General features: G+C 70.9%; 11 protein-coding genes and 1 pseudogene. 1 reads left to right on the top strand and 11 read right to left on the bottom strand.

Features of this window, described 5'->3' with window-relative positions; translation table 11 throughout:
* Positions 1 to 25: 25 nt before the first annotated feature.
* Together ACE3O1_RS11625 and ACE3O1_RS11620 are read right to left on the bottom strand one after the other, a co-directional pair.
* Positions 26 to 1,735, bottom strand: a complete 1,710-nt coding sequence (locus tag ACE3O1_RS11625; protein WP_374315189.1) for an amidohydrolase — start codon at positions 1,733 to 1,735, stop codon at positions 26 to 28.
* Positions 1,735 to 3,180: an APC family permease gene (locus tag ACE3O1_RS11620; protein WP_374315188.1), complete on the bottom strand. Its 1,446-nt coding sequence runs from the start codon at positions 3,178 to 3,180 to the stop codon at positions 1,735 to 1,737. The genes ACE3O1_RS11625 and ACE3O1_RS11620 overlap by 1 nt, the downstream gene beginning before the upstream one ends.
* A 95-nt stretch (positions 3,181 to 3,275) precedes the next feature.
* Between ACE3O1_RS11620 and ACE3O1_RS11615 the strand changes: the two genes are divergently transcribed.
* Positions 3,276 to 3,884: a TetR/AcrR family transcriptional regulator gene (locus tag ACE3O1_RS11615; protein WP_374315187.1), complete on the top strand. Its 609-nt coding sequence runs from the start codon at positions 3,276 to 3,278 to the stop codon at positions 3,882 to 3,884.
* Between the two features lie 238 nt (positions 3,885 to 4,122).
* Here ACE3O1_RS11615 and ACE3O1_RS11610 read toward each other — a convergent pair whose 3' ends face one another.
* From ACE3O1_RS11610 to ACE3O1_RS11570, 9 genes and pseudogenes are all read right to left on the bottom strand, one after another.
* Positions 4,123 to 4,482: a nuclear transport factor 2 family protein gene (locus ACE3O1_RS11610; protein ID WP_374315186.1), complete on the bottom strand. Its 360-nt coding sequence runs from the start codon at positions 4,480 to 4,482 to the stop codon at positions 4,123 to 4,125.
* A gap of 52 nt (positions 4,483 to 4,534) precedes the next feature.
* Positions 4,535 to 5,164, bottom strand: coding sequence for a class F sortase (locus ACE3O1_RS11605; RefSeq protein WP_374315185.1), 630 nt, complete (start codon positions 5,162 to 5,164; stop codon positions 4,535 to 4,537).
* 11 nt (positions 5,165 to 5,175) lie between these two features.
* Positions 5,176 to 6,000 (bottom strand): DUF4397 domain-containing protein, encoded by an 825-nt coding sequence (locus tag ACE3O1_RS11600; protein ID WP_374315184.1) that lies wholly within the window; start codon positions 5,998 to 6,000, stop codon positions 5,176 to 5,178.
* 87 nt (positions 6,001 to 6,087) lie between these two features.
* The gene (locus ACE3O1_RS11595) at positions 6,088 to 8,970 is read right to left on the bottom strand and encodes an HAD-IC family P-type ATPase (RefSeq protein WP_374315190.1); all 2,883 of its coding nucleotides are present in this window, start codon (positions 8,968 to 8,970) and stop codon (positions 6,088 to 6,090) included.
* A gap of 143 nt (positions 8,971 to 9,113) precedes the next feature.
* Positions 9,114 to 10,103: an NADP-dependent oxidoreductase gene (locus ACE3O1_RS11590; RefSeq protein WP_374315183.1), complete on the bottom strand. Its 990-nt coding sequence runs from the start codon at positions 10,101 to 10,103 to the stop codon at positions 9,114 to 9,116.
* Between the two features lie 107 nt (positions 10,104 to 10,210).
* Positions 10,211 to 10,777, bottom strand: coding sequence for a dihydrofolate reductase family protein (locus ACE3O1_RS11585; protein WP_374315182.1), 567 nt, complete (start codon positions 10,775 to 10,777; stop codon positions 10,211 to 10,213).
* 4 nt (positions 10,778 to 10,781) lie between these two features.
* Positions 10,782 to 11,552 carry a glycosyltransferase gene (locus tag ACE3O1_RS11580; RefSeq protein WP_374315181.1) on the bottom strand — a complete coding sequence of 257 codons (771 nt, stop codon included), beginning with the start codon at positions 11,550 to 11,552 and terminating at the stop codon, positions 10,782 to 10,784.
* Positions 11,549 to 12,931: a PIG-L family deacetylase gene (locus tag ACE3O1_RS11575; RefSeq protein WP_374315180.1), complete on the bottom strand. Its 1,383-nt coding sequence runs from the start codon at positions 12,929 to 12,931 to the stop codon at positions 11,549 to 11,551. The genes ACE3O1_RS11580 and ACE3O1_RS11575 overlap by 4 nt, the downstream gene beginning before the upstream one ends.
* Positions 12,928 to 13,226 (bottom strand): annotated as a pseudogene (locus ACE3O1_RS11570) (acyl-CoA dehydrogenase); the annotation flags it as partial. The pseudogene ACE3O1_RS11570 and the gene ACE3O1_RS11575, both read right to left, overlap by 4 nt.

The following is a 13,226-nucleotide window of genomic DNA, read 5'->3' as shown; positions in this document are numbered from 1 at the left end:
GCAGCCCCACTTGCGTCGGTACCGATCAGTGGGCGCGGGCCGCCTCGTGGGCGTGCGGATCGCCGAGCGGGGCGAAGCCGGCGGGGTCATCGAAGACCGAGCCGACCTCGTCGGTCACCCGCCCGCGCGAATGCTCGACGCGACCGCCGACGACGGTCACCTCGGCGTGCTCGTCGAGCAGGCCTGACGGATCGGCGTCGTGGGCGAGCAGGTCGCCCGACCACACCACGAGGTCCGCGAGCATCCCCGGAGCGATCCGGCCGATCTCGTGCTCGCGATGCCACGCGCGCGCCCCGTGGACCGTGTACGCCTCGAGTGCGCGGCCGATGCCCACCCGCTCGGCGGCGGTCCAGGCATCCGATCCATCCAGCCCCGCGCGCGTCGCCGCAGAGTAGAGCCCCACGAGCGGATCCATCTCGCCGACCTGCCAGTCGCTCGAGAACGCCACCGTGGCGCCGTCGTCGAGGAGACTGCGGAACCGCCATGCGCGATCCCACCGCTCCTCGCCCACGTTGTCCATCCAGGTGCCGGCGACGAGATCGGGCGAGCAGTGCCGCGGCTGCATGGCGGCGGTGACCCCCAATTCGCGGAATCGCGGGAGATCGTCGGGATGCAGGCACTCGACGTGGACGACACCGTGGCGCCGGTCGCGGGTGCCGTTCGCGCGCGTCGCGTTCTCGACAGCATCGAGGGCGAGGCGGATGCCCGCATCCCCCGTCGCATGGGTGTGCGTCTGCAGCCCCAGCCTGTCGAGCTCGGTCACGATGTCGACCAACTCGCGCCCCGGATAGCTCGGGCGCCCGCGCACGCCGCGACGGTTGCTGTAGTCGTCGATCATGAGCGCCGTGTGCGGCTCGATGACGTCGTCGGCGTAGAGCTTGATCGGCCCGACACTGAGGCGCGGGTCCGTCGGGAACCGGTCGATCGTCTCGCGCAGGGTCCGGCGGAACGCGCCGTCGGCGCCGACGGCGTGGAACAGCGCGGCGATCACCCGCGAGGAGAGCTCACCCTCGGCGAGTGCCCGCTCGAAGAGAGGGAGCTCGGCGAGGGGAACCTGCGGCTCGACGACGGTGGTGATCCCGAGCGAGGTCGCCATCCGCATGCTCGCGAGGATCTTGCGATAGCGCCGCTCCGGCGAGTACATCGGGATGTCGCGCTGGAGCTGGGCGAGACCCGTTGCCGTCATCGCGCTCGTGTAGAAATCGGTCACCCATCCGGTCGGCGTGCCGGTGGCGGCATCCCTCTCCGGACGACCCCACGCGACGTCCCCGCCACCGGTGATCCCGAGCGCGTCGAGCGCGGCGCGGTCGAGCCAGACCGAGTGCTGGTCGTAGGTCGTCACGAAGATCGGGCGGTCGGTCAGTCCCTCGAGATCGCGGGCGTTCGGACGGCGATTCTCGACGATCGAATAGACGGCGTTCTCGGCGCACACCCACGGAAGCTCGGGCCTTCGGGCGGCGAAATCGGCGATGCGGCGACGCACCTCGACGAGGTCGTGCGCGCCCTCGAGGCTCACGGCGTCGTCGTCGAAGCCGAGCAGCAGGTGGTTGTGGCTGTCGACGATCCCCGGCGTGATGAGGCGGCCGCCTGCCTCGATGGTGCGACGGGCGGCCGGAGCATCCGACGCCGCGCCGACGTAGGCGATGCGGTCCCCGACGATTCCGACGGCCTCGGCGCACGTCGCTCCGCGCGCGAAGGTGCGCACGCGTCCGCCGGTGATGAGCAGGTCCAGCATCAGCCTGCGACCTCGTCGTCGTCGGCCCCGGAGAGCAGGTGGGCCGTCGCCGGGTTCCTGCGCAGGTAGACGGCGTAGTAGAGGAAGCCGGCCGCCACGATGCTCATCGCGATGCCGAGGCTGAGCCACTGCCCCGGGTCGAGGATGCCGATCACGAAGATGGTGGCGATCGCCACCAGCGCGACGAGGGGGGCGAGCGGCCAGGCCGGCATGCGGTAGATGCCCGGGGCCTCTCCCGAACGCGCGCGCCGGGCGACGAGCGCGGCGACCGCGATGAAGCCGTAGCTGAACGCGAGGGTCGAGCCGGTGGCGTTGAGCAGCACGTCCAGGGGCACGAAGCACGCGGCGAGGGCGAGGACGCCCACCGTGAGGGTTGCGGCGATCGGCATCCTCGTGCGTGTCGAGATGCGCGCGAGCGGCCGCGCGAGCGCCGCGGGCATTGCCTGATCGCGTGCTGCGGCGAACAGCAGACGACCCGACTGCAGCGCGATGGCGATGATGGCGTTGATGATGGCGAATGCGATCGCGACCAGGACGAAGATCGTGATGACGGGTCCCGACCGCTCCGCGAGGAAGTGCTCGACGGGCAGCACCGCGCCGAAGAGCTCGGGCAGCGACGTCGCGCCGAGGAGGATCGCGGTGAGCGGCACGAGCTCGGCGATCACGGTGATGAGCACGCTCCACAGCACCGCGCGAGCGATGGTGCGCCGGGCGTTCTTCGTCTCCTCGGCGAAGTAGATGGCCCCGCCATAGCCGTTGTACGAGAAGATGCCCTGCGTGATAGCCAGCACGAGCCCCGCGATGCCGAGGGGTGCGAGCCCGCCCGTGGCGGTGTCGAGGAACTGGGGATCCAGGAGCGCCGTGATCGGGCGCTCGACGTGGATGAGCCCGAGGAGGGCCAGGAGCGCCAGCGCCGCCATCTCGATGAACAGGAACACCCCGGTCACCCACGCATTGGTGCGGATGTTGAAGCAGGCCGTGATCGTCGTGAGGACGATGACGATGAGTGCCGTCCAGAGCGGATCGAGCCCCGCGATCGCGACCCCCAGATAGTCGGCCACGCCGAGCGCGAAGATGGCGATGATGAGCGGCAGGCTCACGAGGCTGATGAAGAAGACGGCCGAGCCCGCCGCCGGGCCGAGCACCCGGCTGACCAGCGTGTAGTCCCCGCCCGCGATGGGATGACGCGAGCCCAGCTCGGCGTAGCAGAATCCGACGAGGATGCTGATGACGCCGGCGAGCAGGAAGCCCCAGAAGACGCCCGTGCCGTAGACGGCGAGCGCGGCTCCCCCGAGGATGAACACGCTCGAGGCTGGCGAGATCCCCGACAGGGTGATGAGCACGTTGCCGCCGAGGCCGAGCGAGCGGGAGAGGCTCGCGCCGTGGGTCGTCTGGGTGGCGGTGTCCAGGGGAGGGTTGCCGCCGGTGCCGGTGTGTGAGGACACGATCGCTCCTTTGCGTCCGTTCAGAGGACGATTCTTTGACTCGAACGCCAAAGAATCAAGGTGAGCCTGACATTCTTTTGCGTTAGTGTCAAGGAATGGCTCGTCCCCGTCGTCAGGAAGGCCGCCGTGCGTCGCTGATCGACGCGACGCTGGCAGTCGGCGCCGAACGCGGGCTGCGCTCGCTGTCACTGACCGACGTCGCGCAGCGTGCGGGGCTGACCCGCGGCGCGGTGCTCTATTACTACGAGGATCTCGACGCTCTCCTCGTCGAGGCGCACGCCGCGGGGATCGAGCGGTTCTGCACGACGCGCGACGCCGCGCTGGCCGAGATCGACGACCCTCGCGTGAAGCTGGGCGTCGCGATCGCCCAGGGCCTGCCGACCGGACCCGACGATGCGCTGATGAGCCTGCTCTACCAGTTCGACGCGCTGGCCGGGGACCCGTCGCTGCACGATGAGCTCGTACAGGCGCTCTACCTGCGGCAGGTCGCCACCTATCGCGGCATCTTCGCGGCCGGGAGGGCGGCGGGCGTCTTCGCGCCCCGGCTCGACGACGAGACCCTGGCCACCACGTTCGTCGCCCTCGAGGACGCCTACGGACTGCACATCGTCGGCGGCAACGCGCTCATGACGGTGGATGCCGCGGCCGCGGCCATGCGCGCGGTGGCGGCGGACCTCGGCTGCCCCGCCGTTCCGCGGCCGTAGGCGGCACCGAAGTGGACGCGGGCGCTCGGTCTCCCCAGACGTGCGAGCGCCCGCATCCGGCACGAAGCGGCGTACAAACGCGGCTCGTGCAGAGAGCGGGAGCGAGCGACGATCACCCCCCGGTGATGCGATCCATGTGCTCCAACGCGGCCTCCCCGCGCACAGGATCCACCCGCCGCCCGTACGGCGCAGTGCCCCTTGACACGGGGCGGGGCGTTCCGGTATTCGAGCGCAGTGCCTACGAATCGTCCCCGGATCGGGGCGTCATGAACCACTCCACGAACTTCTCGGCGCGACCGTCGGGCGCGAACCAGACCTCCCACAGGTTGGAGTAGCGCTCGTGGCCGGGATAGTCCACCGTGCCCTTGATGATTCCCAGGCGATCGTCCTCGATGAGCACCGCGAGGTCATGGAGCGGCTCCGCGGGCTCGGGTTCGCTCCACATCGCCACGATCGCGTCGATGCCGATCACGGGATCGTTGTCATCAGGCCGGAACCAGTACTCCGCATCCTCGGTGAAGATCGCCCTCACGTCGGATTCGTCCTTCGACGCCCAGGCGCGGATGTACCCCTCGAGCCAGTCGTGTGCGCGTGTCATGGGGCAGTTCTACACCTCGCCGACGACATCCGGGCGTGCCGAGGCATCCGGATCACCCGACCGGGGTCGCGATGGCGACCACGTTGTCGGCGTACAGCCCCGTCGCCGGATCGATCGGACCCCCGCAGGTGATCAGCACCAGATTTCGCGAGCCCTCCCGCGCGAACAGCTCGGCGACCGGCAGCTCCCGCTTCGGGATGTACGTCACGCTCTCGATCGCGTATTCGTGCACGTCTCCCGCGGCGTCGGTGACCTCGACGACCGCGCCCGCGGCCAGATCGCGCAGACGGCTGAACGGGCCGATCGAGTACACGCGTGAGTCGACGTGGGCGGCGATCACGACGTTCCCGTCCGCACTGGAGGGATCGGACCCGTACCGGTACCACCCGCCGATCGCAGGATCGTCGGGGATCTCCATGAACCCTTCGGGCTCGACTCCGACCGGCTGCACCGCCACATCCACGTCGACGGCCGGCGCGACCAGCCGCACCGGCGGCGTCGGCGTGCGTGCGGGCGGCGGAGTGGCAGCGGTGACCGGAACGTCGACGGAAGGCGTGGGACGCACCGTCGCCGTCGGCGAAGGCGCGGCCGGCGTGGGGGCGGCGCCCGGCGACGAGGCGCACGCCGTGAGCGCGAGGACGACCGCAAGGACTCCAGCGGTCCCTGCGGTCGTCCTGATCATGTCGCGGTCTCTCAGCGGTCGGCCCGGGCACGCACGGCGACGACGGATGCCGCGGCGATCGCGGCTGCGACGGCGAGGCCGCCGAGCACCCACAGCGACTGCTGCATCATGTCGCGCTGGGCGAGCTGCCCACCCGTTCCGGACTCGACGCCGTCGGGGCCGGAGTGGAGCCCCGTGATCGTCTGGACGGCCAGGTCGAGGTTCTCGTCCTCGAGGCTGCCCCAGGCGTACACGATGGTGAGGACGCCTTCCTGGATCTCGACGGGCGCGGGCCCGATGACGGGGTCGGTCGTGCCGGCGGCGGCGACGGATGCCTCGATCGTGCCGGCCGGCAGGTTGAGCGTCGCCTCATCCGGGTTGGCGAGGCCCTCGATCACCGGGCTGCCGCCGGCGAGCACGTCCACGGCGGGTGCGGCCGCGTCGTGGCGGACCGTGAGGCGCCCTTCGCCGGCAGCGGTCGGCGAAGTGTCGTTGACGTAGGGCGTCACCGTCGGCGCCCCCGACTCGTCCAGGTGGGCGACGGCGGTGTAGTTGACGCCGGCGTCGAGCGTGAGATCCACGGGTCCGAGCACGGGCGCACTGTCGTCCGCCGCATCCGGGGCCGTCAGCGCGACCGAGTAGGTCCCGGCGGGCAGGTCGAGCGGACCGGCGAGGTCGCCCGGCGCGAAGTCGTCGAGCGTGAGCTCTCCGTTGACGTACACGTCAACGGGAGTGTCCGGGATGCCGTGAAGCACCGAGAGCACAGCGGTTGCCGAAGTGTCGGCGTTGGCCGGAGCGATCGCGCCCAGGGCGGCGACAGCCCCGGCGGCGACGGCGGCGAGAATCTTCTTTCGCACGATGTTCCTCCTGCGTCGGAGCGGCCCGTTGCCGCCCATCGGAGAGTTCTTCCGCGCGGTGTATGCGTTTGGATGCAGGTGGGCGGATCAGCGCGTCGGGGGGAGCATGGATGAGTCGCGGATGCGCCCGAAAGTGCGCGAGCCGGGCGGCGTCCACAGCAGAACCAGGACGGTGCCGGACACGACTGCAGCGACGGCGGTGCCGGCATCCCACCGATCGCTCGTGACCAGCACCAGCACGTGGAGCGTGAACAGCAGGCCGAACCAGATCGAGACGAGCAGGCGGGAGAGTCCGCTGCCGCGCCGGAGTCCGCTCGCCGCGCTGAGTACGAGCAGACCGAGCAGGGTGATGGCCGCGCCGACGAGCGAGACGGCCCGCACCTGGTCGTCGGTGACCCCGTCGTAGCGGCTCAGCATCACGAGGATTCCCAGGGCGGCGGCGAGAAGCCCGCCGCCGTACGCGAGCACCGCCACCACGGTGGTGATCACCCGGCCGGCGCCGGTGTGCGAGGTCGGCGGGACCACCCCCCCGTCGCTGCGGTCTGCATCCGCATCGTGCGTGCGGAAGTCCTTCGACACGAGGCGCCGGTGGAAGAGCCGGACGACCTCGATCGCGAGGATCATCACGATGGAGATGCCCGCGAGCGCGACGGCGAGGTCCTCGCCCGGGTCGACCAAGGCGAAGAACTCGGTCGCGAGGGGCACCGTGAAGACCACGGCGAGCGCCACGAACATCGCCCCGATGACGAGCACCTTGAAGCGATTGAGCGGGCGCGAGAGCACGGCGAGGATCCAGATGCCGACGATCGCCAGGATGATCGTGGCTCCGGTCCGAAGCTGCTCCTCGGTCACGTCGAGCCCGTTCGCCACGAAGGTGTACCACGTGATGCCCAGCGCGACGATGATTCCCGCGGGAATCGCGAACGACAGGGACCGGCGAAGGAAGCCGGGAACGTAGCGCTGCGCATTCGGCATCAGCGCGAGGAAGAACGCGGGGATGCCGATGGTCAGCCCGTCGGTGATGGAGAGCTGTCTGGGGAGGAAGGGGAACTGGAGGACCAGGACTCCGAAGATGATCGCGAGCGCCGTGGCGTACACGGTCTTGTTGAGGAACAGCATCGAGACCCGCTCGATGTTCGCGATCGCCTGGCGACCCTCGGCGACGACGTCCGGGAGGTGGGAGAACTGCCCGTCGAGCAGCACCAGGCGGGCAACCGCCTTCGTCGCCGGCGATCCCGAGTTCATCGCGATCCCGATGTCGGCGGTCTTGATCGCAAGGGCGTCGTTGACCCCGTCGCCGGTCATCGCGACGGTGTGCCCGCGGCTCTGCAGCGCCGTCACGATGTGCTTCTTCTGCTCGGGCGTCACCCGCCCGAACACCACGTGCTCTTCGAGGACGTCCGCCAGTTCGTCCTCGGCCTCCGGGAGCGTCCGCGCGTCGTAGCCCTCGCGGACGTCGAGCCCGACCTCTCGCGCGATGGCGGCGACCGTGCGGGGATTGTCCCCCGAGATGATCCGGATCCCGACGCCCTGCTGGCGGAAGTACGACAGGGTCTGAGCCGCGTCGGCGCGGACCTGCTCACGGAAGGTCAGGACGACGACGGGGTCGACGCCGGCCGGCAGTCGCTCCTCCTCCTGATCATCCGCGGTGAGCGTCTGCGCGGACCGTGCGAGGACGAGCGTGCGCCGACCTGCCTCCGAGAGCGAGGTCACAGACCGTCCGAGCTCCGTCGAGGGAGAGATCGCGGCATCGCCGAAGATCATCTCCGGCGCCCCCATCACCCACGTCCCCGGCGATCCCTCGAACGAGACCGCACTCCACTTCCGCGCCGACGAGAAGGGGATGTACGCGGCTGCGATGAGCGGCCGGTCGGCGGCGTAGACGGACCGCAGGGAGCGCGCCGTCGCATTCGCGTCCGGCGATGCGGCGTACCAGGCGAGCGCGTCGCTCCACGACCCGGAATCCCGCGCCTGCTCGGCGAGAGGATGCGCCGCGTCGAAGACGATGTCGCCCACCGTGAGCGTGCCGGTCTTGTCGAGGCACACCACGTCGACCCGCGCGAGCCCTTCGACTGCGGCGAGCTCATTCACGAGCACCTGCTTGGCGCCGAGCTTGGACGCGCCGACGGCGAAGGCGATGCTCGTCATGAGCACGAGCCCGAGAGGGATCATCGCGGTGAGCGCCGCGATGGTGTTGACGACCGCCTGCACCCATGCCCCGGTCGAGAAGGCGGTGGCATACCCGCCCGCCACCATCACCTGCGCATTGAGCACGAGCAGCCCGACCGGGCCGATGATCCATCCGACCCAGGTGAGGACGCGGTTGATCGAGCTGCGCAGCTCGCTCGCGACGAGCGAGAACCGCTTCGCCTCGCCGGCGAATCTGTTGGCGTACGAGTCCGCCCCCACCCGCGTGACGCGAGCGAGACCCTCCCCCGCCACGACGACCGAGCCGGAGAGCGCTTCGTCCTCGCCGTGCTTCTCGACCGGGTCGGACTCGCCGGTGAGCATCGACTCGTCGATCTGCAGCCCGTGACCGTCGATCACCTCCGCATCGGCGGGCACCTGATCACCGGCACGCAGGACGAGGAGATCCCCGAGCACGACCTCCGCGGGAGCGATGTCCGCCTCGGCCCCGGCCCGCCTGACGCGCGCGGACGGTGCGTTCAGGAGAGCCAGGCGGTCGAGGGCCGCCTTCGCGCGGAACTCCTGCACGCAGCCGATGATCGCGTTCGCGAACGCCGCGAACCCGAACAGCGCATCCTGCCAGCGACCCACCAGGAACAGCACGAAGAAGCACGCGAAGACGATCCCGTTGAACAGGGTGAACACGTTCGCCCGCACGATGTTCCAGGCACTCCGGCTCGAGTCCGCCGTGAACGCGTTCGTCTGCCCGGCGGCCGTGCGCTCGGCCACTTCGGCCGTCGTGAGGCCGCCTCGGTCGACCAGGGTCGCATCCACGGACCCAATGTATCGGCAGCACTGCGGGGCATGGCTCGGGCGCACGCGCGCAAGCGGTCAGGTTTGCCGAAGTGCGGCGGCATCGCTCACGCAGTCGACGGCTGCGCCGATCCGCGGTGAACCGGACGATGTCGCTCCCACGGAGGCCTCGCTCAGGGCAGCGCCTCGACGACATCGCGCGCCCGCAGCGTGCGGTACGCAGCGACGGGATGCGTGGCGACGACGATCTTCCCGCGGGCGTGGAGACGGTCGAGGTCCTCGTACGCCTCGACGATGTCGTCGGTGGCGTAGACCCCCGACACGAGCAGCCGGAACGCGCGATCCTGGGCCAGGCGGGTCAGCCGCCGCAGCTGCGTCGTGCCGGCGGCGACGTCTTCGGGGGCGGCGCTGAGCAGGCGCAGCTCCACGCGGCGGCGATCCGCGCTCGAGCGGTACCTGCTGCCGGACACGCCGAGTGCCTCCGCGAGGTCCTCGCCGTCCTGGCCGAAGTTGTCGACGAAAGCGGTGACGGGACGTCCCGCCGCCCGCGAGATGAGCTCGACGATCCCCTCGCCGTACTGGACCGGCGTGATGCCGAGCTGACGGAGGTAGTCGAAGTTGCGCGCGCCGCAGGTTCCGATCACCTTTGCTCCCCAGTGCTTCGCGATCTGCACCTCCAGGCTCCCGACGCCGCCCGCGGCCGCCGTGACGACGATGACGTCGTCGCTGCCGATCCGCAGCTCGTCGAGCACGGTCAGCGCGGTCGCCCCGGCCAGGAATAGCCCGCCCGCCGCTTCCCAGGTCAGGTTGCGCGGCTTGGGCACCACCTGCGCCGCCGGCACGTTCAGGAAGGTGGCGTGGGGGCCGGCCCGCACAAGCCCCACGACCTCGGCGCCCACCCTGATCCCCGTCACGCTGTCTCCGGTGGCGACCACGATCCCGGCGAAGTCGCTCCCGGAGCCGCGGGGGAAGGGCTCGTCGGCCCACTCCGGTTCGTCTCCGCGGCGGATGATCGCGTCGACGTGGCTCACGCCCGCGCACACCATCTCGACGGTCACCTCATCCGGTGCCGGACGAGCGAGGGGCATCTCTCGTCGTGTGATCACCGACGGATCTCCCGGCGCGTCGTACTCGAATCGGATCGTCTTCTGCGGCACGCGCATGGCGTCGGCCCCCGTTCCTCGTCGAACGTCTCCGCGCACGAGTGCCCGGATGATCTGGTCGTAGAGGTATTCGGGGCGAGCAGGCCGGATGGATGCAGCGACCTGCGTCAGGCCGAGACTCGCGCGGGACGGTACCGCACCGCGACGACTCCCGACCGCAGTTCCCGCCGGTCCACCAGTTCCAGCTCGATGCGGTCGCGGAGCCCCGCGAGCAGCGTGGGCCCGTGCCCGGCGAGAACCGGCTGCACGAGGAACTCGTACTCGTCGATCAGTCCCAGATCCGCCAGGGCCAGCGGGAGGGTGACGCCACCGACCCAGAGCGTGTCGCCGGGCTCCTGCTTGAGGCGCCGAACCGCCTCCCCCACGTCGCCGCGCACCAGGTCGGCGTTCCAGTCCACCGCTTCGAGCGTGCCGGAGACGACATGCTTCTCGGCACGGTCGATCGCCTCGGCGAACGCGACGTCCCCCTCGGTCATCCAGTCCGGCCACGTGCCGGTCGGCCGCCGCCACGCCGACTGCATCATCTCGTACGTCACCCGGCCGAACAGCAGCGCATCCGCCCGCTCCATCTCCGCAGTCCAGTACGCCATCGACTCCTCGTCCGGCGGCAGCCCGGCCTCGTGGTGGCAGCAGCCGTCGAGCGTGACATTGATCGAGTATCGAAGTGTCCTCATCGCTTCACCCTCCTCGGTGCGCGCCCCGCGTTGCGTTCACCGTATCGGGCAGTCCCGACTCGGCGGATCCCCGTCGCGCCAGATCAGCGGCCTGCTGTCGCAGGAAGCCGGCATACCCGCCGGGTGTGCGTCCGGTGCGGCGCCCGGACGTGACGACCTCGGCGTCGTCGCTCGCGACGACGGCGGCTCCGTGGCGCCGGCAGCGCGCGACGAGGTCGACGTCCTCGTGCTCGCCGAGCGGAGCGAAGCCGCCGACCTCGAGATAGGTCAGCGCGCTGAGCGCGAGGTTCGCACCGTGGACGTTTCCGTTCGGCTTGCCGCGCCGGTGGGTGCGCAGCCACTGCTCGCGCTGGGCCGGGGACAGGTCGCCGAAGTCCGGGCGCACCGTCCCGACGCACACGTCGGCGATCGCTGAGATCCGGCTCAGGGTCGTGATCCAGTCGACGGGCACGCGCGAATCGGCGTCGGTGTTCGCGATCCAGATGCGCTCGGGAGGTATGGCGGCGAGCGCGGTCAGGGCGTCGGCGACGCCGAGCGCACGCGCGGCGCCGACGCGCCCGGCATCCGACGGCAGCACGGGGAAGGGGAACCGCGCGGCGAGCTGTGCGGACGCGTCGGTGCACCGGTCGAGCACGATGCGCACCTCGGTGCGGATGCCGGCACCCGACGCGATCTCCACGGCTGCGGTGAGCGCGGACAGCGACGCCTCGAGCAGGAGCTCTTCGTTTCGCACCGGCATGACGACGACCATGACGTCGGCCCCGCGCCGGTTCATGCGAGGCCCTCGCGCTCCGCCACCGACTGCGCCGGACGGGTGGCGAAGACCTCGAGCAGGAAATCCCGTTCGGCGTGCAGGCTGATCGTCTCCCACGGTCCGAAGTCGCGCAGCGCGTGGTGCACCTGGTCCCCGCTCTGCGGGTACTCGGCGACCGGATGCCGCCAATGGCACGCCACGAGGCATCCGCCCTGGGCGAGGGATGCCTCGACGAGCCCGAGGGTCCGCTGCAGATCCGCCGTCGAGAGGTAGTAGCCGACCTCGGACAGGACGATCGTGTCGAAGCGCCCTTCGGGCCAGTCATCGGGGACGCTGCCCTGGCGGACCGACACCTCGGGCCTGTCAGCCAGCCGCGCGCGAGCCGCCGCGACGGCGGGGGCGGCGGCATCCATCGCGATGACCGCTCGCGCGCGGCCGGCGAGTTCACTCGTGAGCAGCCCCGTCGCGCACCCGATCTCGAGCACCGCGCCGAGTTCGCGGGAGGGCAGCGTCGCCATCAGGAGCGCGCGCTTGCGCTGCTCGTACCACCGCGTTTCGAAGCCCCACGGGTCGCTCCCGTTCCGCGTGTAGAAGTCATCGAACCACCGCGCGTCCAGACTGCGGTCGGACGGCGCCGCGGCGGAGCTCGTGATGAAGCACTCGATGTCGCGGTCGAAATGCTCCAGCATGCCGGAGTGCAGCAGCACCTCGTCGCCCGGCTGCTCCGAGAGCGGCGCGATCTGCGTGACGTGGCGGGCGAGGGCGTCGCGCTTGGCCGCCCGCTCGTCCTGCGTGAGCCACAGGGCGGCCATCCGCTCCCACGGCAGGTCGGCGGGCGTCCCCCAGTGCCATGCCCAGACCGGGAACTCCACGTGCGCGAGACGGCGGTGGGCGCAGATTCCGGCGGTCACCTCCGCGATGATGCGGTGGTCCCGGTGCCGATCCTCCGACCACGGCGTGGCGACGAGCACGCGCCCGGCGTCGTAGGTGCGGTGCTGGTCGAACACCGCGCCGAGGCGCTCGCGGAGCTCGCCCTTGGCGCGGTCGAGGCTGCCGTCCGCGAGCCCGAGGAACCGGACGTCCGCCTCGGGCGCGAGCAGGCCGACGGCCTCGCCGACCTCTTCGCGGCGCAGTCGCGCGAGGGTCACCCGGTCGTGCGAGGGGGAATCGGGATGGGATGCCTCGCCATCGGTCGCGACGACGACCACGACTCGTGCGCCCGACCGCGCCGCCCGGTGGATGAGCCCACCGGCGCCCAGGGTCTCATCGTCGGGATGCGCGGCGACCACCACCAGCAGATCGACCTCTGTGTCGAGCGATCGCAGATCGCGGCCCGAGAGCTCGTCGCGCCACATGCCCTCGTGCGTGCCGGCGTCCAAGTGGCTGAAGGCCGCCGTCATGCGCCGACCTCGCTCGGCACCACGAGACGGCCGAGCCGTGCGGCGTCGCGCAGGCCGTGGTGCTGCCGGAGGTACAGGTGCAGGTCGGCGACCCTGCGGGCGTGCGCGTCGTCTGCCACGAGCGGACCGGGACCGAGGGCCCGGTCGGCCTCTGCGAGCGTCGTGGCGGCGGCGTCGACGACCGCGGCACGCACGCGTTCGGCCAGCAGCCTCGGATCGACCGGGGCATCGCCGTCGATCAGGTCGGCGGCCTCCCGCAGCGCCGCGCGGGCGGCCCAGAGCGGAGCATCCGCTC

The organism is Microbacterium sp., assembly GCF_041909575.1.
Lineage (GTDB): Bacteria > Actinomycetota > Actinomycetes > Actinomycetales > Microbacteriaceae > Microbacterium.
The sequence above is the reverse complement of the archived record's forward strand: the minus strand, read 5'-3'. Positions and strand labels throughout refer to the sequence as shown.